This window comes from Myxococcus sp. MISCRS1 (assembly GCF_026626605.1).
In the GTDB taxonomy this organism is placed as follows: Bacteria; Myxococcota; Myxococcia; order Myxococcales; family Myxococcaceae; genus Myxococcus; species Myxococcus fulvus.
Map to the genome: position 1 here is coordinate 10,314,702 of NZ_JAPNKB010000001.1, position 19,426 is coordinate 10,334,127.

The 19,426-nt window shown below is 71.4% G+C and carries 13 protein-coding genes; 1 reads left to right on the plus strand and 12 read right to left on the minus strand.

What is annotated here, in order from left to right; translation table 11 throughout:
- Positions 1–29 precede the first annotated feature (29 nt).
- The 12 genes from mxcK to OWM54_RS41175 all read right to left on the minus strand — a co-directional run bounded on the left by mxcK (position 30) and on the right by OWM54_RS41175 (position 18,064).
- On the minus strand, positions 30–1,265 hold the full coding sequence (gene mxcK / locus OWM54_RS41120; protein WP_267701214.1) for a myxochelin export MFS transporter MxcK: 1,236 nt from the start codon (positions 1,263–1,265) through the stop codon (positions 30–32).
- Between the two features lie 35 nt (positions 1,266–1,300).
- Complete coding sequence (locus tag OWM54_RS41125; protein ID WP_267700859.1) at positions 1,301–2,122, minus strand: TonB family protein; 822 nt, start codon at positions 2,120–2,122, stop codon at positions 1,301–1,303.
- The gene (locus OWM54_RS41130; protein ID WP_267700860.1) at positions 2,109–2,558 is read right to left on the minus strand and encodes an ExbD/TolR family protein; all 450 of its coding nucleotides are present in this window, start codon (positions 2,556–2,558) and stop codon (positions 2,109–2,111) included. Before OWM54_RS41130 ends, OWM54_RS41125 begins: the two co-directional genes overlap by 14 nt.
- A gap of 2 nt (positions 2,559–2,560) precedes the next feature.
- Positions 2,561–3,226 carry a MotA/TolQ/ExbB proton channel family protein gene (locus OWM54_RS41135; RefSeq protein WP_267700861.1) on the minus strand — a complete coding sequence of 222 codons (666 nt, stop codon included), beginning with the start codon at positions 3,224–3,226 and terminating at the stop codon, positions 2,561–2,563.
- 95 nt (positions 3,227–3,321) lie between these two features.
- Positions 3,322–4,551: a hypothetical protein gene (locus OWM54_RS41140; protein WP_267700862.1), complete on the minus strand. Its 1,230-nt coding sequence runs from the start codon at positions 4,549–4,551 to the stop codon at positions 3,322–3,324.
- A gap of 48 nt (positions 4,552–4,599) precedes the next feature.
- Positions 4,600–7,170: a TonB-dependent siderophore myxochelin receptor MxcH gene (gene mxcH, locus OWM54_RS41145; RefSeq protein ID WP_267700863.1), complete on the minus strand. Its 2,571-nt coding sequence runs from the start codon at positions 7,168–7,170 to the stop codon at positions 4,600–4,602.
- Between the two features lie 105 nt (positions 7,171–7,275).
- Positions 7,276–8,652: a class II 3-deoxy-7-phosphoheptulonate synthase gene (locus tag OWM54_RS41150; RefSeq protein ID WP_267700864.1), complete on the minus strand. Its 1,377-nt coding sequence runs from the start codon at positions 8,650–8,652 to the stop codon at positions 7,276–7,278.
- The gene (locus OWM54_RS41155) at positions 8,649–13,271 is read right to left on the minus strand and encodes a thioester reductase domain-containing protein (RefSeq protein ID WP_267700865.1); all 4,623 of its coding nucleotides are present in this window, start codon (positions 13,269–13,271) and stop codon (positions 8,649–8,651) included. The genes OWM54_RS41150 and OWM54_RS41155 overlap by 4 nt, the downstream gene beginning before the upstream one ends.
- A gap of 69 nt (positions 13,272–13,340) precedes the next feature.
- On the minus strand, positions 13,341–14,267 hold the full coding sequence (locus OWM54_RS41160; protein WP_223749098.1) for an isochorismatase family protein: 927 nt from the start codon (positions 14,265–14,267) through the stop codon (positions 13,341–13,343).
- Between the two features lie 42 nt (positions 14,268–14,309).
- Positions 14,310–15,941, minus strand: a complete 1,632-nt coding sequence (locus OWM54_RS41165; protein ID WP_267700866.1) for a (2,3-dihydroxybenzoyl)adenylate synthase — start codon at positions 15,939–15,941, stop codon at positions 14,310–14,312.
- Complete coding sequence (gene dhbC, locus OWM54_RS41170; RefSeq protein ID WP_223749096.1) at positions 15,938–17,155, minus strand: isochorismate synthase DhbC; 1,218 nt, start codon at positions 17,153–17,155, stop codon at positions 15,938–15,940. Before dhbC ends, OWM54_RS41165 begins: the two co-directional genes overlap by 4 nt.
- A 135-nt stretch (positions 17,156–17,290) precedes the next feature.
- Entirely contained in the window at positions 17,291–18,064 is a 774-nt protein-coding gene (locus OWM54_RS41175; protein WP_223749095.1) for a 2,3-dihydro-2,3-dihydroxybenzoate dehydrogenase, read from the minus strand.
- Between the two features lie 533 nt (positions 18,065–18,597).
- Between OWM54_RS41175 and OWM54_RS41180 the strand changes: the two genes are divergently transcribed.
- Positions 18,598–19,401: a cyclic nucleotide-binding domain-containing protein gene (locus OWM54_RS41180; protein WP_267700867.1), complete on the plus strand. Its 804-nt coding sequence runs from the start codon at positions 18,598–18,600 to the stop codon at positions 19,399–19,401.
- The last annotated feature ends 25 nt before the right edge of the window (positions 19,402–19,426 follow it).

Consider the following 19,426-nt stretch of genomic DNA (forward strand, 5'->3'; position numbering starts at 1 on the left):
TGCTGCGTTCCAGGGAGAAGGTTCGAGGCTCACGTCGTCGCCGTCTTCAGGGCCACCGCGCTTCGGCCGAACGTCCACAGCAGGCCCAGCGACAGGAGCGTCACGGCCACGGCCATCCACCCCACCTGCCCGAAGCCGACGAGCGCGCCGTCCGGAGCGGTGGAGATGAGGAGGCCGCTCACCCACGCGGCGAGCCCCGAGGCGCCGTCGCTCGCGGCCATGTTGACGGCGAGGAACCGGCCGCGCAGCGAGGGCGGCACGCGCGATGACACCAGCGCGATGGTCGGGATGGCGCGCGTGGACGTCACCGCCATGAAGAGCACGAAGGCCGCCGTCACCACCGGCAGCGAGGACGAGGACAGGTGGGTGAACAAGAGGTGCGGGCCCACGGTGCCCACCAGGAGCCACCCGAGCATCCGCCCCGCGCCCAGGCGGTCCGTGAAGCGGCCCACCAGCTTCGCCGCCACCAACGTGCCCGCGCCGCCGCCCAGGTACACCCACGGCAGGTCCGTCTGCGCGAGGCCCAGGTTGCCCACCATGAAGGTGCCCAGGTACGGAATCAGCAGGAAGCTGGCGAACACCACGAAGAAGGTCAGCACCCAGCCCAGCGCCACGCCCGGAGACGCCAGCGTCGCCAGTGGATTGCCCCGGGGATCGTGGGCGCCGCGCGACAGGTGCTGCACGACGGGCGGGAGCACGCGCCACAGGCCCAGCCACATCACGAGCGCCAGCGCGCAGATGGCGAAGAACGGCGAGCGCCAGCCGAACAGGTTCGCGATTCCCAGGCCCAGCGGCACCCCGGCCACGGCGGACAGGCCAAGCGCGGACATCACCGTGCCGATGGCCCGACCCCGGCGCTCACCCGGCACGACGTCCGCGATGATGGCCATGATGACCGCGCCCATCAGCCCCGCGCAGGCCCCCGCCAGCGAGCGCGCCACCAACAGCGACACGAACCCCGACGCGAGGCCGCAGGCGGCGGTGGCGACGATGAACCCCGCGTAGATGGCCAGCAGCGTGCGCTTGCGGTCGAACCTGTCCAACCAGAACAGCCCCAGCACGCCCATGGCCGCGGAGGCCAGGGTGTACGAGGAGACCATCGCGCCGAACCGCGCGGTGGTCAGGCCGAAGCGGCGGATGAACTCCGGCCCCAGCGGCATGATGATCATGAAGTCCAGCAGGTGGCTGAACTGGACCCCCGCGAGCAGCAGGGTCAGCACTCGCTCCTGAGGGGGTGGAGAAGCGGCGTTCACGAAACACTCCATCGTCACGGGCCCGCGTCGGTCGCGCGGGCGAGCGTCTAGGGGCGCACGAAGCGCACCCGAATTGGGGGAGAGACAGCCGCGTGGGGACGACCCTCGCGGTCCAATGCGGTGTCGAAGCGCGCCTTGCGCGCACACGCGAGCGCGGCCTGGCCGAAGCCATGGCCCGGGTCCGAGACGAGCTCGGCGGACGTCACCTCGCCGTACACATCCACGGCGACGCGCAGCACCACCGTCTGGTCATCGATGCGCAGCGTGTCGGCTTCCTTCGGCCAGGGGCAGCTCCAGCTGCGCGCCGACAGCTGGATGGCGCGCGCCCGGCTTCCACCGGTGCCCGTGCCCTCGCTGTCTCCCGCGGGCACCGTGTTGACGGCCGTGGTGGAGCGGCCCGTGGAGGCCGTCACACCGCCCGCGTAGCGCGGGGCATCGCCGGTCGTCATGTCGAAGTCGGTGAAGTCGAGCGGCGCGGCGGGCTCCTTCGCCGTCACCACGGCGCCCGCCCGAGCGGGCTCGGCGCGAGCGGGGCGGGCGGCGTCTCGCGGAGCGGGGCTCGGCGTCTTCACGCGCGGCGCCGGCGGGTCCGCGCGGGCGACGCGTTGGGGAGGCGGGGGCGGCGGGGGATTCAGGTCCACCTCGTGGTCCACCTGGATCACCTGCTTGCGCGGGGCGGCCACGGACGGCCGTCGCTCGGAGGAGGACCTCCAGCCGTGCCAGGCCACGACTCCCACGGTGGCGTGCACGAGGCCGGAGATGAGCAGCGTCCACGCGAGGCCATGGCGGCTGCGTCGCGGGGGCGGCGGTCCCAGGATGATGCTCGCGATGTCGTCGTCGCGACGAGGCGCGGGCTCAGGGAGTGACACGCCCGTCCTCCGCCGTGAGGGGGGCCTCGGTGGGCTCCGGACGCACGGTGCCGAAGGCGACCTTGGTGAGCCCCGCCTCCTTGAGCTGGTCCAGCACGAAGATGACCCGGCGATGGGGGACGGCGCCGTCCGCCTGGATGACCGCGCGCAGCTCCGCGTCCTTCGCCAGCGCCTGGCGCGCGCCGTCCCGCAGCGCGACGTCGGAGACCTCCTCGCCGTTCACCAGCACCTGGCCCGTGGAGGTGAGCGCCACCGCGTAGACCGTCTGCACGTCCTCGCTCTGGGCCGCCTTGGGCAGGTCCAGGGGCACGGCGGGGCTGTCCACCAGCCGCGCGGTGACCATGAAGATGATGAGCAGCACCAGCATGATGTCCACGAGGGGCGTGACGTTGATGCCCTCGATCAACCCACCGCGAGGCTGCGTTCCGCCGGCCATGCTCAGGCGCCTCCGTTCCGCTCACGGGCGGAGACGTAGGCCAGCACCAGGTTGGTCAGCGCCTCCGCGTCCGCGAGGATGCTGGCGATGCGGCGCTGGAAGTAGTTGTAGGCGGCGACGGCGGGCAGGGCCACGCCGATGCCGACGGCGGTGGCCACCAGCGCCTCGGCGATGCTGCCCATCACCGCGTTGGAGGCGACCTGGCTGGTGCCGGAGGGCGCGCCCTGCGTCTTGCTCAGCGCCTCGAAGGCCAGCAGCACGCCGATGACGGTGCCGAACAGGCCGATGAACGGCGCGTTGTTGCCCAGCGTGCCCAGGAAGGCCAGCCGGTTCTCCAGCGTGGAGCGCTCGATGGCGAGCGCGCTCTGCATGCCCTTCTCCGCGGCCGTCATGCCCTGCGGCGCCAGCCTCAAGCCCGCGCGCGCCACGGCGGCGCCCACCGACGTGCGCTTCTCCAGCGTGGAGATGGCGGCGGGGAAATCGCCCGTGGACAGCGTCGCCTCCAGCGCGCCGGACAGCTCGCGGACCCGGTCCTGCTTGGTGCGGAACAACCACCAGCGCTCGAGGATGATGCCCAGGCTCACCAGCGACAGCGCGAACAGCAGCCAGAGCACCCAGTTGGCGCCCCACTGGATGAAGACATCCTTGACGATTTCGACGATGTGCATGGGTGTCCGGTCCTCGAGGTCGTCGGCGGGGCGCGGTTCGACCCCGGAGGCACCCTGTGTGAAGCCGGTGCCTCCAGGTCCATCCCGCCAGGACTTCAGCGCAGCTGCAGGAACGAGAAGATGAGGCCGTCGGAGCTGAAGACCAGCCTGCCGCTCTGGTCGGTCAGCTCACGGAAGTGGGTGAGCGAGGAGTTGTTGGTGAACTCGGTGAAGAGCAGGCGGTTGTCGTCCGCCTCGTAGAGGAACGTGCTGCCGGAGGAGGCGGGCAGCGTGTTCACCGCGGTGGCGGTGAAGGTGCTCAGGTTGAGCTGCCAGAACTTCCAGGCCGGGGCGCTGGCGACCAGTCGCGGGTGGGCCTCCGGGTCCACCGTGTAGCCCTGCTCGTCCAGCACGCGCAGGTAGGCGGTGCCGTTGGGGCCGCGCACCAGCGAGCCCGTGGTGGTGCCGTTGGTCAGCCCCGACAGCTCGCGGTAGAAGTTCGCGTCGAACGCGCCGCTCTCCGGGTTGAAGCGGATGAGGCAGGGCGTCGCGGCCTTGTCCGCGCCCTTCAGCCGGTTGACGGCGGAGCCGTACGCCTCGGTGGCCAGGTACACCTGGTTGTCCGGGCCGACGACGCTGTCACGCACCCAGCCGCAGCGGTTGTCCGTGACGACCTTGACCGAGTCGTTCGTGGTGTCGATGACCACCACGCCGGCCTGGTTGATGACGGCGATGTCCGCGCTGGGGCGCCAGGCGATGGGGATGATGAGGCGGGTGCCCACGCGCACCGGCATGGTCGAGAAGGACGTGAGCGCGCCCTCGATGGCCAGGCCCGGCAGGGGGATGGCGCTCGTCACGGACATCGCGGTGGGGTTCCACACGATGATCTGCGCCGTGTGGGCGTCCACGAAGTACGCCTTGGTGTCGGAGATGAACTGGAACTGGTGCTGGTACTCCTCGATGTTGTCGATGCCGCGGCCCTTGAAGCTGACCTCGCCGTCGGACTCGAGCTTGCCCTTGGCGGTGATCTTGAACCGCTCGACCTTGGCCTCCTCGCTGTGGCTGACGAACAGCACGCCCGCCTTGCGGACGCCGGAGCCGAGCGCGCGGCCGGGAATCTCCACGGCGTCCTTGAGGGAGATCTTCTCGGTCTGGTCGACCGAGCGCAGCAGCGCCACGTAGCTGATGGCCTCGCCGTCGACGCTCGACTGGGTGATGGCGGCGTAGAGCGGGCCGTCGTAGTCGGCCTCGTCGGAGTCCTCGTCGTCACCGCAGCCCGTGAAGAGCGACAGCGCGAGCGCCGCGGCGGTGATGCGCGGCAGAGGGAAGAACGAACGGACCTTCATGGGGGGATTTCCTTTCACGACGTTGCGAGATGAAGCGTGGGGACTGAGTCAGAGCTCGGCGACCATCTTGGCGGACACGCTGCGGCCGGGGCGTTGCACGCCGAAGAAGTCCATGGCGGTGGCATCGGTGAGGTTGCGCACGTCGACCGTCCAGCTCAGCGTCGCGCGAGCGGTCCGCGTGACGTACGTGACGGCGAGCGAGTGCAGCAGCTGCGAGGGGATGCGCGACTTCGAGTCCTTGCTGCCCAGCCCCTCCCAGCCCCGGTAGAAGGTGTTGACGAAGCGGGTGTGCCAGGACAGCGACAGCTCGTCGCGCGCGGAGGCCAGGCCGCTCAGCTGGAGGCGGGCGCTGCCGTTGGCCAGGAGCGAGGGCCGGCCGGGCAGGCGCTGTCCGTCGAACGCCCCGAAGTTGCCCTCGGAGGAGGCGTTGCGGATGTCCTGGAAGGTCGCGTTGCCATCCAGCGAGAGGTACTGGCCTGGCGAGGTCCACCCCGCCGCACCCGTGGCGCCCAGGATGCGGGCCGCGAAGACGTTCTGGTAGGTGAAGTAGCCCTCGCGGCCGATGGGGATGATGAACTGGTCGGTGAGGCGGGCGAAGCCCAGCGCGCCGCCGCGGAACGTGCCCCGGGGCGTCTCGCCGCTGTCGAACGCGAGCTCCAGGTTGACGTTGTGGCTGGTCTCCGGCTCCAGGGTGAGGTTGGAGTCGATGAGCATGCCGTCGCCGAAGATCTCATCGGGGCCGGGCAGGCGCGTGGCCCACTCGTACGCGGCCTTGGCGGTGAGCCGGGGCGTGACGTGGTAGCGCAGCGAGTCGCCCACGCCGAAGTTGAGGGTGTCCCGGTCGACGGGCGCGAAGGCGCCGCTGGCGCTGATGCGCTCCGCGCGCGCCAGCTGCACGTAGATCTTGGCGAAGGCGATGTTCTCCAGCCGCTCGTCGAGTGCATCGAGCTCGTGCTCGAGCCCCGTCACCAGGTTGAACAGGCCGCGGTCCCCCCTGAGCGGGTCCTGCTGTCCCAGCCGCGCCAGCGCGCGGTCCTCTCCGGCGCGCGTCACGTACGTGGGCGCCACGGCCAGGCGCAGCATCTGGTTCGGGGCGAAGGTCCACCCGGCGTTGGCCCGGACGAAGGCCGTGTGCTGTCCCACCCGCCGGTCGATGGCGCGGGACTGCAGCTCCCCGGGCTGGGGCAGGGTGAGGATGCAGCGGCCGAACCAGTCGTAGGCGCAGGAGCCCAGGTCCGTCAGCGAGGCGCGGCGGTAGACGTAACCCCCCACGGCGTCCAGCACGAGGTCGCGCCCGGCGAGCTGCTCGAAGCGGAGCGTGGCGCCACCGGAGCGGTTGCTCGTGTCGACGTCGCCATACGCGTTGCTCATGGTGGCGTCGTGCTGGACCTCCTTGGTGGAGGCGGAGCCGAAGACGCGCAGGCTGAGCCTGCGGGCCCAGGGCCGGTTCAGCACGCCGACCTCCACGCCGCCGCCGCCCGCGCGGAAGGCGTCATGGAAGCGCGGCAGGCGCGCGTCGTGGATGCGGCCCTCGGCGTCGTCCACCTTCACGTCCACCCGGTAGTCGTTGGGGCTGGAGTCGAAGAAGCCGCTGGCGCGGACGAACATCCCGGAGCCGGTGCCGTGCTGCGCGCTCGCCGTCACCCGGTGCGTCTCGAACGAGCCCAGCTCATACGAGGCCGAGGCGCCCGTGCGCTGGAGGTTCTCCGCGGTGACGATGTGCACCGCGCCCCCCAGCGCGTCCGCGCCGAAGCGCGCCGGCACCACGCCCTGGTACAGCTCCATGCGCTGGACCAGGTTGACGGGCACGTTCGCGAAGTCCGGGCCGAAGCCGGCGAGCTCCAGCGGGACGCCGTCGATGAAGAAGCGCACCTGGTCCTCGGACAGGCCCGCCAGCGAGAAGCGCGCGCGGCTGCCCAGGCCCCCTCCACGCCGCACGTCGACGCCCTCGGTGCGCGCCAGCGCCTGGGCCATGTCCACGGCCTCGCGCTGGAGGTTCTCCGTCTCGATGACCTTCACCGACTCGGCGGAGCGCCGCCGACGGTTCGCCACGGACTCGCCCTCCACCGTGACCTCGATGGCCTCCTGGGTGACGTCCACGGGCGCGGTGGTGATGACCGGCGGTGGCTCGGTGGGCTCGCCCGGAGAGGAAGGCCCCTGCGGCGCGGGCTCCTCCGATGCGGTCGGCTCGGAAGCGACGTCTCGCGCCTGGCCGGGAGCCTCCGTCACCACGGTGGGCTCGGGGATGACGGGGAGCCGGAACTCGTAGCTGTAGGCGATGCGCGAGGGGACGGCGACCCCGTCACGTCGCGCGGGCTCGAAGCGGAAGCGCAGCGCGGCGTCCTTCGCCGCCTCGTCGAAGCCGTGGCCCTGGGGTTCCAGGACCTGCGCCTCGATGACGCCGCCCTGGTCATCCAGCGTCAGCTTCAGCCGGACGGTGGCCTCCAGCCGGGCCTGCTCCGCCTCGGCCGGGTAGGGCGCCTCGATGAAGGTCACCAGACTCGGCGGCACCACTGACGGCGGTGGTGCCTCCGCGCCAGGAGGGGGCCCACCGTCGACCTGCGCCCACACGGGCAGCGGCGCGGCCAGGCACGCCAGCAACGCCGCGCCCTGGAACACGCGCCCCGCTCCACGCCGGGCGTGGATTATGAAAATGGTTCGCATTTTCATTTTCGATGCCGTTTATTCCCGGGGTGCCAGTGATGTCAAGGTTTGGGGGTTGAGTCAGGCGGCACGGGCATGGGGAGACTTCATGTCCCGGAGCTTTTCCGCGACCATGAAGGAGAGCTGGAGCGCCTGGTCTCCGTTCAGGCGAGGGTCGCAGTGCGTGTGGTAGCGGCTGTGGAGGTCGTCCTCGGTGACGGCGAGCGGGCCGCCCAGGCACTCGGTGACGTTCTGGCCGGTCATCTCCAGGTGCATGCCGCCGGCGTGGACGCTCTCGGCGGCGGCGACCTCCAGGAAGGTCTTCACCTCGGAGAGGATGCGGTCGAAGGCGCGCGTCTTGTAGCCGTTGCTGGCCTTGTGGGTGTTGCCGTGCATCGGGTCGATGGACCAGATGACGGGGCGGCCGTCGCGGCGGGTGGCGGTCATGAGGCGCGGCAGACAGTCGGCGACCTTGTCGGAGCCGAAGCGGCCGATGAGCGTGAGGCGGCCTGGGAGGGCGTCCGGGTTGAGGGCGTCCATCAGGCGCAGCAGGTCATCGGGCTCCATCGTGGGGCCGCACTTGACGCCAATGGGGTTACGGATGCCGCGCATGAACTCGACGTGGCCGCCGTCGAGCTGGCGGGTGCGCTCGCCAATCCAGAGCATGTGGGCGGAGCCGTCGTACCAGTGGCCGCTGGAGGACTCCTGGCGGGTCATCGTCTCCTCGAAGTTGAGGAGCAGGGCCTCGTGGCTGGTGAACAGGTCCACGGGGATGGGGGACGGCGTGTTGTGCTCGGCGGTGGGGCTGAGCGCGTTGATGAAGCACAGCGACTCGAAGATGGAGTCGGCGAGCTTGCGGTAGCTGTCGGCGCCGGGCGTGCCGGCGACGGAGTCGAGCGACCACTGGTGCAGGTTGCACAGGTCCGCGTAACCGCTCTGGGCATAGGCCCGGAGCAGGTTCAGCGTGGCGGAGGACTGGTGGTAGGCCTTGAGCAGGCGCTTGGGGTCGGGCGTGCGCTCCGCGGCGTCGAAGTCCATGCCGTTGATGATGTCGCCGCGATACGCGGGGAGGGTGACGCCGTCGAGCGTCTCCACGGGGCTGGAGCGCGGCTTGGCGAACTGGCCGGCGATGCGGCCCACCTTCACCACGGGCCTGCCGCCGGCGAACGTGAGCACCAGCGCCATCTGGAGGATGAGGCGGAAGGTGTCGCGGATGTTGTCGGAGGTGAACTCCTTGAAGCTCTCCGCGCAGTCGCCGCCCTGGAGCAGGAAGGCCTTGCCCTGGGCGACCTGGGCCAGGGCGGAGGTGAGCCGGCGCGTCTCCGCGGGGTTCACCAGCAGGGGCAGCCGGGACAGCTCATCCTCGACCTGCGTGAGGGCGCGCGCGTCCGGATAGTCCTCCGGCATGTACTTCACGGGCTTCTGCCGCCAGGTGCGGGGGTTCCAGGTTCGGTTCATCGGGAGGGGGCCGTTTCCAGAGGGGTGCCGGGCGTCGCCGGCAGCAGGCCGTTCGCGACGCAGTAGGCGAGGTATCGGAAGAAGAGGGGGCGGTCCGCGGGGGGGCAGGTGATGGCCGTGCCCTCCAGGGCGTGATGGAGGCGCTGACAGCGGATGGGCCCCAGGCCGAACGCGGGTTGGGAGTCACCGGAGCGCAGGTCGAAGAAGGCCAGCGTGGTGGTGTTGTCGGCGGTGCCCGCGCGCTCGGCGACCTGGGCGCGCCACTGGGGGACGGGGAGCAGGTCCACGGGGTAGCCGTACTCGCGCACCCAGCGGAACAGGTCCGGCAGGCGTACGTCGGGGACGGGCGTGACGTTGAACACCGTGCCGGGCGTGGCCGTGCGCGACAGCTTGACGATGGCGCGCGCCACGTAGTCGACGGGCGTCCACGTCTCGCCCACCTCGAGCATCGGCAGCGTGCGGGCGGGGATGCCCGCCAGGAGGATTCGCCAGACCAGGTCCTGCGGGTTGACGATGGCGGTGTCGGTGGCGCCGACGACGCGGCCCAGCCGGTACACGGCGACGGGCAGGCCCCGCTCGGACGCCTGTTGCACGAGCCGCTCCGCGACCCACTTGCTCTGCTGGTAGCCGTCGCGCAGGCCGGGGTGCGCGGGCACGAAGTCCTCGGGCACCTCGGGGCTGACATCGGCCTGGGGCGCCACGGCCAGCGTGGACACGTAGTGGAAGGGCTTGGGCCGCACGGCGGCGGCCAGCCGCAGCAGCTCGCGCGTGCCCCGGACGTTGACGGCCTGGAGGCTGCCGTACTCTCGCACCACGCTCACCACGGCGGCGTTGTGCAGGATGACGTCGCACTCGGCAGCGAGCCCATGGAAGCGCGCGCTATTGAGACCGAGCGAGGGCTGGGTGAGGTCCGACGGGAGCGCGAGGACGCGCTCGCCGAGGCCCTCGGTCGACAGCCGCTGTGACGTCATCGCCGCGCGGATGCGCTCCAGGGCCTGGGCTTCGTCCTTGGCGCGCACCAGGCACACCACGCGCGCCTGGGTCTGGCGCAGGAGCTGGTCGAGCAGGTGCGCGCCGACGAAGCCGGTGGCACCGGTGAGCAGCACCTGGCGGGGCTCGGGGAACAGCGCCTCGAAGGTGCGCGCGGCTCCCGTCGTCGCGGGAGGCGCGAGGCGGGGGACGATGTCCTCGGACAGCTCGGCGTCCGCGAGCATCGTCGTGCTCGGGCCGGAGGTGTCGTGGCCGCTGGACTCGCCGTGCTCCAGCGCCTGGGCGAGCGCGGCGGCCGTGGGGTAGCGGAACACCGTGGCGACGGGGACCTCGCGGCCCAGGGCGATGCCCAGGCGGTTGGCCACCTGGATGCTCTGGAGGGACTGGCCGCCGCGGTCGAAGAAGTCATCCTGCGCGGTGAGGCCCGTGGCGCCCAGGACCTCCTCCCAGATGCCCAGCACCACGCGCTCAAGCTCCGTGGTGGCCTGCGCCGTCTGGGTGGCGGGGTCGACCACGGCTGCCTTGCGCAGCTCGGCGCGGTCGATCTTCCCGGTGCTGGTGCGAGGCAGTCGCTCCACGAACACGATGGCGCCGGGCACCATGGGGGCCGGCAGGTTCGCGAGCAGGTGCTTGCGCAGGTCCGCGGCGGACGGTGCCGGTGACTCCGCGACGATGTGCGCGCACAGCCGGCGAGCGCCACCCGGGAGCGTCTGGCCCACCACGGCGGCCTCGCGCACGCCGGGGTGGCCGAGCAGCACCGTCTCCACCTCGGCGGGGTCGATGCGGTGGCCGCTGATCTTCAGCTCGTCGTCCACGCGGCCGACGAAGACCAGCTGTCCGTCCTCGCGCATCCGGGCCTTGTCGCCGGTGCGGTAGGCTCGGGGCTGGCCGGGCAGCGCGGCCAGCGAGATGAAGCGGGCCTTGTCCAGCTCCGGGCGTCCCAGGTAGCCGCGCGCGAGCGCGCCACCCAACAGGCACAGCTCGCCCTCGGAGCCCCGGGCGACGATGCGACCGTGCGCGTCCACCAGCGCCGCGCGCACGCCGGGCAGCGGCACGCCGATGGGGACCTCGTCACGCTCGGACGTGAGGCCGTTCGCGTCAGCGAGCGAGGTCGTCGTGTCCGAGCGCATGCCGGGCGGCGGCACGCCGATGGGGACCTCGTCACGGTCGGACGCGGAGCCATTCGCGTCAGCGCGCAAGGTCGTCGTGTCCGAGCGCATGCCGGGCGGCGGCACGCCGATGGCGACCTCGTCACGCTCGGACGCAGGGGCGTTCGCTTCACCGAGCGAGGTCGTCGTGTCCGCACGCACGTCGGGCATCGGCAGCTCGGACGTGGGGGCCTTCGCATCGCTGAGCGAGGCCACCGTCGCCACCACCGTGGCCTCGGTGGGGCCGTAGGTGTTGAGCAACTCCACGCTCGGGCCCACCGTGGCGCGCCAGCGGGCGACCCGCTCCGGGAGCGCGGCCTCGCCGCCGATGATGACCGTGCGCAGGGAGGAGGGCAGCTTCGCCGCGCCCGTGGACACGGCATAGGCCAGCTCGTGCCAGAAGGCGGTGGGCAGGTCGAGCACGGTGATGCCGTGGGCCGCGCAGGCCTCGAGCAGGCGCGGCACCGACTGGAGCATCTCGTCGGTGCGCAGCACCAGGCGTCCACCCACACACAACGTCAGGAAGACCTCCTCCACGCTGGCGTCGAAGTGCAGCGGCGCGAACTGGAGGACCCGGTCCTCGCGGGTGAAGCGGTAACGGTGCGTGGCACCCGCGACGAAGTGCGCGAGTGCGTCGTGGGAAATCTGCACGCCGTTGGGCTGGCCCGTGGAGCCGGACGTGTAGATGACGTACGCCAGGTGCTCACTGGCGGCGCGCGTGGGCTGCTCGGCGACGGCGACGTCGCGCCGCTGGATGTCCAGGTGCCCCGAGGCGCGAGGGCTCGCATCGGTGGCCTCGACGGCATCGGAGGGGAGCACGAGCAGCGAGGGCGTGGCGTCCTCGAGGATGGCCGAGGCGCGGGACGCGGGGCCGTTCGGGTCGAGCGGCAGGTAGCCCGCGCCAGCGCGGAGGATGCCCAAGGACGCGATGATGGCGTCGAGCCCGCGAGGCACCTTCACCGCCACGGGGGTGTCGGCGCGCGCGCCCTGCTCGGTGAGCCGGGCCGCGAGCGCTCCGGAGGACTCCCACAGCTCGCGGTATGTGAGCCGGAACCCGCCGTGCTCCACGGCGATGGCGTCCGGCTGCTCGCGGACCTGCTGCTCCATCAGCTCGAGGACGGGCCGGGGCGCCGTGGGGAGCGGGCCGCCGTCGAGCAGCGAGGCCTCGGCGGAGGAGACCCCCGCGCCCTGGCCACGCACGGGCGCATCCGGCGCGCCCAGCCAGGTGTCGAGCGCCTGGAGGAACTCGCGCTGGTGGCTGTCCACCGTGCGCGCGTCGTAGCAGGAGGGGTTCGCGTCGAAGTCGACGCGCAGGCCGCCGCCGTCGGAGCGGGCGTACATGCCGATGGAGAGGTCCTCCACCGGGCCCGCGGAGATGTTGTGCGCGATGCCGGGCAGCCCCGCGAAGCGCAGGCCGTAGTCGAACGGCATGATGTTGACCACGGGCCCGAACAGCTTGCGCTGACCACCCACGCGGCGCAGGTCGCGGCGCAGCTGCTCGTAGCGGTAGCGCAGGTGCGGCCGGGACGCCTTCAGCTCCGCGGCGATGTCGCGCGCCAGCGACGCGAGCGAGGCGTCCGCCGCCACGGGCACGCGCAGGGGCACGATGTTCATCGCCATGCACGGCACGCGGATCGCCGCCGAGCCCAGCCGCGTCATCACCGGCAGCCCCAGCACCACCTCGGGCGCGCCCGTGCGCTGGTGGATCCACGCGGCGGCCGCGGCGAGCACCAGGTCCGGCCACGTCAGGCCCACCTGCTTCGCCACGGCCTGCATCCGCTCCACGTCGACCTTCTCGAGCTGCCGCGTGGCGCGGACGAAGGTGGCGGACATGGGCGCGGGCGGGGCCAGCGTCACCGGCAAGGGCGCGTCCGTGAGCCGGCCGACCCAGAACTCACGGTCCTTCTCGAGCTGCGGCCCCGCGCGGTACGCGGCGTCCTCGTCCAGCACGGGACGCAGGGGGCCGAAGCCCGCGGGCGCGGCCTTTCCCGTGACGCGCGAGGTGTAGAGGTCCGCCACGCGGCGGGCGAGCAGCGAGAAGCCGAACCCGTCCATCGCGATGTGGTGGACGCGCTGGAACCAGAACCAGCGCTCGGGACCGGCCTTGAACAGGACCTGCGCGAAGAGGGGACCACGGGTGAGGTCCACGGTGCGCGTCAGGTCCTCGCGCATCCACGCCTGGGCGGCGGCCCACGGGTCCTCGGCGGACGTCAGGTCGACGTGCTGGAGCGCCCAGTCCACCCGCGGCGTGACCTGCTGCGAGGGGCCCGCCTCGGTGGTCTCGAAGCGCGCGTGGAGGGCCTCGGCCTCGGAGACGGTCTGCCGGACGGCGGCCTCGAAGTGCGCGGGGTCGATGGCGCCGCGCAGCTCGATGCACTCGCCGGCGTTGTAGATGGGGCTGGCGAGGTCGAGCTGCTGACCGACCCAGATTCCGTGCTGCGCCGCGGAGAGCGGCCAGGGTGCGGCGTGTGATTCGGGCATCGCCAGATCCTTCTGGGGGGACGTCGAGCGGGAGCGAGGTGGGGGAGGCCTCGCTCCGTCAGCGGTGCACTACGAGCGGGCGGACACCTGGACGCTGCTGGCGTCCGGGAGCGGGAGCGTCATGGCGCCGAGCATCGAGTACCACTCGGTCAGCGTGGGGCGTTCGGCCAGCTCCACGAAGGAGGACTCGAAGCCGTAGCTCCTCCAGCGCTCCACCAGGCTCATCAGGCGGATGGAGTCCAGGCCGAGCTCGAGCAGGTTCGCGTCCTCATCCACCTCCTGCACCGACTGCTGGAGCATCTCCGCGACCTCCGCGCGAATCTGCTGCCGGGTCAGGCGCGGGAGCGTCGTCGGCCCGGGCGCGCCCAGCATCTCCAGGACCTGCTGCGTGGTGGTGGTGACCGCGCACAGCTTCGCGGCGTAGTTGAGCGCGAGGTGGTGGTGGTCGAGCGAGAAGTCACCCAGCGCGTCCGCGACGAGGAAGGGCTGGATGTGGCTCATGAAGCCGTCGCTGGCCGTCTGCAGGCAGCCGATGTGCGCGTAGATGCCGCAGATGATGAGCTGATCCCTCCCGAGCGCGCGCATCGTGTTCAGCAGGTCCGTGCGGCGGAACGCGCTGTAGGTCCACTTGGTGAGCTGGAGGTCGACGTGGGTGGGCGTCAGCTCGTCGATGATCTTCTTCTGCTCCGGGGCGTCGGGGATGCCGCCCCCCCAGAAGTCCAGCAGGAGCCCGCGCTGCTCCGGCGTCTGGCCTCCCGGCTGCGCGGAGTACGCCACGGGGATGCCCATCGAGTGGGCGTGCTGGCGCAGCCGCTGGATGTTGGGGACCAGCTCCTTCACGGGCGACTGGCCCGGCGTGAAGGCGTTCACGAAGTAGTGCTGCATGTCGTGGATGAGCAGCACCGCGCGCTTCGGCTCGAGCTTCCAGGCGACCTTGTTCTTGGGCAGGTCGGCGGCGCCGGGCATCGGATAGGGGGAGATGGCGGGGAGCGCCATGGGGGAAGAGCCTTTCTGGTGCGGACGTGGGGGGAGTGGGCTTCAGCGGGGCGCGTTGGGCTGACTGAGCTTCTCGCGCAGCGCCTTCTTGCTGACCTTGCCGACACCCGTCTTGGGGAACGCGTCGAGGAACTCGACCCGGTCCGGAATCTTGAAGGCCGCCAGGCCCCGCTCCCGCAGGAACGCGGTGAGCGACGTGGCCGGAGGCGGCGTGCCGCGCGGGATGACGAACGCGCAGGTGCGCTCGCCCAGGAACGCATCCGGCATGGACACGACGGCGGCGTCGTGGACCGCGGGGTGCGCCAGCAGGTGGTTCTCCACCTCTTCGGCCGCCACCTTGTCACCGCCCCGGTTGATCTGATCCTTCGCGCGGCCCTCGACCACCAGGTAGCCGTCCGCCGTCATGCGCACCAGGTCTCCGGTGCAGTAGAAGCCGTCGGGGGTGAAGGCGCGCGCGTTATGCGTCTCCGCCTTGTAGTAGCCGCGGATGGTGTACGGCCCGCGCGTGAGCAACTGGCCCGTCTCGCCCACCGCGACGTCCTGCCCGTCCTCGTCGACGATGCGAAGCTCGTCGTCCACGCAGATGGGGCGGCCCTGGGTGTTGACGATGCGCTCCTCGGAGTCGTCCAGGCGCGTGTAGTTGACCAGGCCCTCGGCCATGCCGAAGACCTGCTGCACGGTGCAGCCCAGCGTGGGCTTCACGCGCGCGGCGGCCTCGGCGCTGAACCTGGCGCCGCCCACCTGGAGCACGCGCAGGCTGGACAGGTCATGCCGGCGCGCCTTGGCCGAGTCCATCCACACCATGGCCAGGGGCGGCACCAGGGCGGTGATGGTGACCTTCTCCTTCTCGATGAGGGGGAAGGCCACGTCGGGGCTGGGGTGCAGGGCCAGCACCGCGGTGCCACCCGCGTAGAACGTGCCGAACACGCCCGGCGAGCTCATGGGGAAGTTGTGCGCCGCCGGCAGCGCGCACAGGTACACGCTGGAGGTGTCGAGCTGGCAGATCTCCGCGCTGGCCCGGAGGCTGTAGATGTAGTCGTCGTGCGTGCGCGGGATGAGCTTGGGCACGCCCGTGCTGCCGCCGGACAGCTGGAAGAAGGCGACGTCGTCGGGGCGGGGCTCGGTCAGCGCCACGGGTTGAGCGGCGTACAGGCTCTCCAGCGAGGTGAAGGGGCCCGCGTCGCCCACGACGAGGACGTGCTTGAGCGTGGGCGTCTTCGCCTGCACGGCGGAGGCGAGGTTGCGGTAGTCGAAGCCGCCGTGGCGGTCCGCGATGACGTAGGCGACCGCCTCGGTGAACTCGCAGAAGTAGCCGATCTCCGAGCCGCGGTGCGCGGGCAGGGCGAAGACGGGCAGGGCGCCCAGCCGGAACAGCGCGAAGCATACCTCGTAGAACGCGGCGATGTTGGGCAGCTGCACCACCACCCGGTCCTGCGCGCGGATGCCCAGGCCGTGCAGGCCCGCGGCGAGCTGGTCCACGCGCGCGTCGAGCTGCCGGTACGTGAGCCGCTCGGCGCCGGAGACCAGCGCGGTGAGGTCGCCGTGGCGCTCGGCGCGCTCGCGCAGGAGCATGCCGAAGGTCTCCCCGCGCCAGTAGCCCGCGGAGCGGTAGCGCGCGGCATATTCCTCCGGCCAGGTGGGGCAGCCGGGGAGCCGGGACGCGGTCGTGCTCATGGCTTCACCTCGGCGCCCTGGCCCAGGCCCATGGCCTGGAGCATGGTGCGGAACTTGGCCTCGGTCTCCGCCAGCTCCGACTCCGGCTTGGAGCCCGCGACGATGCCCGCGCCCGCGAACAGCCGCAGCGAGCTCTCGTCCGCCTCCGCGCACCGGATGGTCACCGCCCACTGCCCGTCACCGTTGGCGTCGCACCAGCCCACGGTGCCCGTGAAGTAGCCCCGGTCGAACGGCTCGATGTGGCCGATGGCCTCGTGCGCCAGCTCCGTGGGGAAGCCGCACACGGCCGGCGTGGGGTGCAGCGCCATCGCCAGCGTCAGCGAGGAGATGGACGGGTCGGCGATCTCCCCGACGATGCGGCTGGACAGGTGCCACATCGTCTGCGTGCTGACGAGCGACGGCCGGGCCGGCACCTCCAGCGTCTTGCAGAACGGACGCATCGCCTCCGCCACCGCGTCGATGACCACCGCGTGCTCATGCAGATCCTTGGGGGACTCGAGGAGGCGGGCCGCCCGGGCCTGGTCCTCGACGGGGTCCGGGCTGCGCGCGGCGGAGCCCGCCAGCGGGTTGGCCACCACCTGCATCCCGTTGCGAGACACGAGCAGCTCGGGGCTCGCGCCGATGAGCGTGCGCCGGCCCTCGCCCGCGCTGGCGCCGGGCAGGTCCACGGCGAAGGTGAAGCCGGACGGGTTGCGGCGGGCCAGGTTGTGCAACAGCCGCTGCAGGTCGATGGGCGTGGTGGCGCTCAGGTGCAGCGAGCGCGACAGCACCACCTTGCGCAGGGGGCCGCTCTGCATGAGCTTGAGCGCCTGGGCCACGCCGTCCAGGTACGCGGCGGGCTCCGGCACCGGGCGCACCGTGTAGCTTTGCGGGAGGACGGGGTGCGGCATGGCCACGTCGTCGAACACGAGCGGGCCGGCGCGCTGGAGCGTCATCGGCACCACGAGCTGCGCGGGCGCGCGGCCGACGAAGGGCACCGCGCCCACCGCCACCGGGATGTCATGGTCCGCCTGGCGCGCGTCGCTCAGCACCTTGGCCACGCGCTCGCCCAGCCGCTCCAGCGAGCTCTGGCCGCCCACGTGCGGCACCGTGGCGAAGGTGCCCCGCGCCAACAACGTCCGGCGTGGCGAGGCGAAGAAGAAGGAGGAGCCGGCCTCGTAGCTCTCGAGCAACTGCGCCGCCAGCTTCTGGGGTGCCACTTCGGTCGTCTTCACAGCCAACCTCCAGTCGCGGAGGACCCGGAGCGCGCATCGGACGCGACTTCCGTGGCCTTCCACTGTTTCAATCGTGAAACAAAGGTAACAAGTCGAACAGAGAACCACGGGTGCCCGGCGGGGGAGGGCACGTGCTCAGGTGCCCAGGGTGGCGCCGCCGTCGACACACAGGTCGTGCAGGGTGATGTGGCGCGCGCGGTCCGACACCAGGAACTGCACCGCGTGGGCGATGTCTCGCGGGTCGGCGATGCGCTTGAGCGGGATGCCGACGCGGAAGCTCTCGGAGGAGCCGGCGATGACGGCCTGGGCGCCGTTGGCGTCCTTCCACATGCCCCGCTGCATGTCGGTGTCCGTGGAGCCCGGAGACACCACGTTGCAACGGATGCCGTATTGCGCCAGCTCCAGGCCCAGGCACTTGGTGAACATGGTGGAGGCGGCCTTGGACGCGGCGTAGGCGCCCATCCGCAGCCGGGGCGTGCTGGAGGCGTTGGAGGCCACGGTGACGATGACCCCCTCGCGCCGGGGGACCATGCGACGCGCCACCGCGCGCGAGACATGGAACACGCCGTTCGTGTTCACCCCGAAGGTCGTCGCCCAGTCCTCGTCGCTCAGGTCCACGATGGAGGACATGCGCAGCACGCCCGCCACGTTCACCAGGATGTGGATGGGGCCCAGCTCCTTCTCGATGCGCTCGACCGCCGTCTCCACCGCCGCGGCGTCACTGACGCTGACCGGCCATGCGCTGGCCTTCTGTCCCCGCGCTCGCAGCTCCGCCACCAGCGCCAGCAGCCCCTCGGCGTTCGTGTCGAGGGCGGCGATGGTCGCCTCGGGGGCCAGCACCCGCGCGACCTCGGCGCCGATGCCCCGCGCCGCGCCCGTCACCAGTGCCACCCGCGGTGTGTCTCCCATCGAGTCCGTCTCCTTCGTCCTGGGCCCGAGGGTCCGTCCGGAAAGTGGGATAATGAGAATGGTTCTCATTATCGTTATTGGACGTCTAAGTGCCATGCGCAAACGAAGGTGTCAAGGGTGGTGACACGGTGCGCGAAGGTTGCGGAGTATTTCGGGGCGCCTTCCGGTGTGAGGTTGTCTTCCATCACCGGGACGTGGGGCGGTGGTGTCTGTCATCCCCGCGTTGTTTCGTTTGACGCCCGAGGACCCGGCGGCAACCGCCAACAAAGCCTCGGCCGGGCCGTCCTCCCGAGGGAAGGGATGGGGGTTGGCGTCCCGCGGCGGGCGGGAAATGCATGTGGGAATCCCGTAGTACCGGCGGGCTGCTGGGAGGAAGTTTTCTTCCCAACGACAATTCCGGACGGTGGAGACGTCTGTCATACGTATCCACTCTGTGTCCGAGGGGGGGCATGACGATGAGCCGGTCCACCGCATTGCCAGTCGTGTCTCCGGATTCTCGGAACCCCGAGAATGACGGAGAGGGGCCTCCGGCGGTGCCGACCATCCCTTCGAGAGACCGGGAGCCGGTGGGGCGGGCTCCACTCCCCGTGTGGACGCGGTTCCTGCCGGCGGGGCGGGTGGTGGTGCGCGAGGGAGACCCGGGCTCGTCGATGTTCGTCATCCTGGAGGGGCGGGTGGGGGTGTACCGGGAGCCCGCCGGCGCCGAGGCGCGCATGGTGGGGCAGCTGTCGGGGGGGCACTTCTTCGGCGAGCTGGCGCTGATGACGAAGTGTCCGCGGACCGCGAGCGTGGTGACGATGGAGCGCACCGTGCTACGCGAGCTGACCCGGACGGGGCTGGTGCTGATGGGCGCGCGTCACGGGCTGGAGGCGCCGGTGGTCGAGATGCGATGCCGCGAGCGGTTGCTGGAAGATGCGTTGCGGAGCAGCCCGCTGCTGCGCGGGTTGTCACCGGAGCTGTGGGCGCAATTGGGCAGCGCGCTGGTGCCCTGTTCCATCGGCGCGGGGGAGACGCTGCTCACGCGCGGCGTCCCCGGCGAGGCGCTCTACATCCTGCTGCGCGGCAGGTGCGCTGTCTTCCACACGCACCCGGATGGTCGTGTCACCCCGTATCCGGACATGGGGGAGGGCGCCATCTTCGGCGAGGTGTCGTTGCTGCGAGGACGGCTCGCGACGGCGACGGTGAAGACGCTGACGCCGTGCACGTTGCTGCGCCTGGACCGTGACGTGTTCCGCAAGTTCTTCTGGGGACAGGCGGAGATTCGTCGTGCGCTGGTGAGCCTGGGGCTGGAGCGCATGCACCGGACGATGGACGTCATCGTCAACCCGTCGGAGTGAAGCGCGCCTCCGTTCAGCGCTGAGC

Coding starts and splice junctions, on each gene's coding strand:
- mxcK (WP_267701214.1), bottom strand. CDS start 1,265: ATGGAGTGTTTCGTGAACGCCGCTTCTCCACCCCCTCAGGAGCGAGTG.
- OWM54_RS41175 (WP_223749095.1), bottom strand. CDS start 18,064: ATGGGAGACACACCGCGGGTGGCACTGGTGACGGGCGCGGCGCGGGGC.
- OWM54_RS41150 (WP_267700864.1), bottom strand. CDS start 8,652: ATGAACCGAACCTGGAACCCCCGCACCTGGCGGCAGAAGCCCGTGAAG.
- OWM54_RS41155 (WP_267700865.1), bottom strand. CDS start 13,271: ATGCCCGAATCACACGCCGCACCCTGGCCGCTCTCCGCGGCGCAGCAC.
- OWM54_RS41140 (WP_267700862.1), bottom strand. CDS start 4,551: ATGAAGGTCCGTTCGTTCTTCCCTCTGCCGCGCATCACCGCCGCGGCG.
- OWM54_RS41165 (WP_267700866.1), bottom strand. CDS start 15,941: ATGAGCACGACCGCGTCCCGGCTCCCCGGCTGCCCCACCTGGCCGGAG.
- OWM54_RS41135 (WP_267700861.1), bottom strand. CDS start 3,226: ATGCACATCGTCGAAATCGTCAAGGATGTCTTCATCCAGTGGGGCGCC.
- OWM54_RS41130 (WP_267700860.1), bottom strand. CDS start 2,558: ATGGCCGGCGGAACGCAGCCTCGCGGTGGGTTGATCGAGGGCATCAAC.
- OWM54_RS41160 (WP_223749098.1), bottom strand. CDS start 14,267: ATGGCGCTCCCCGCCATCTCCCCCTATCCGATGCCCGGCGCCGCCGAC.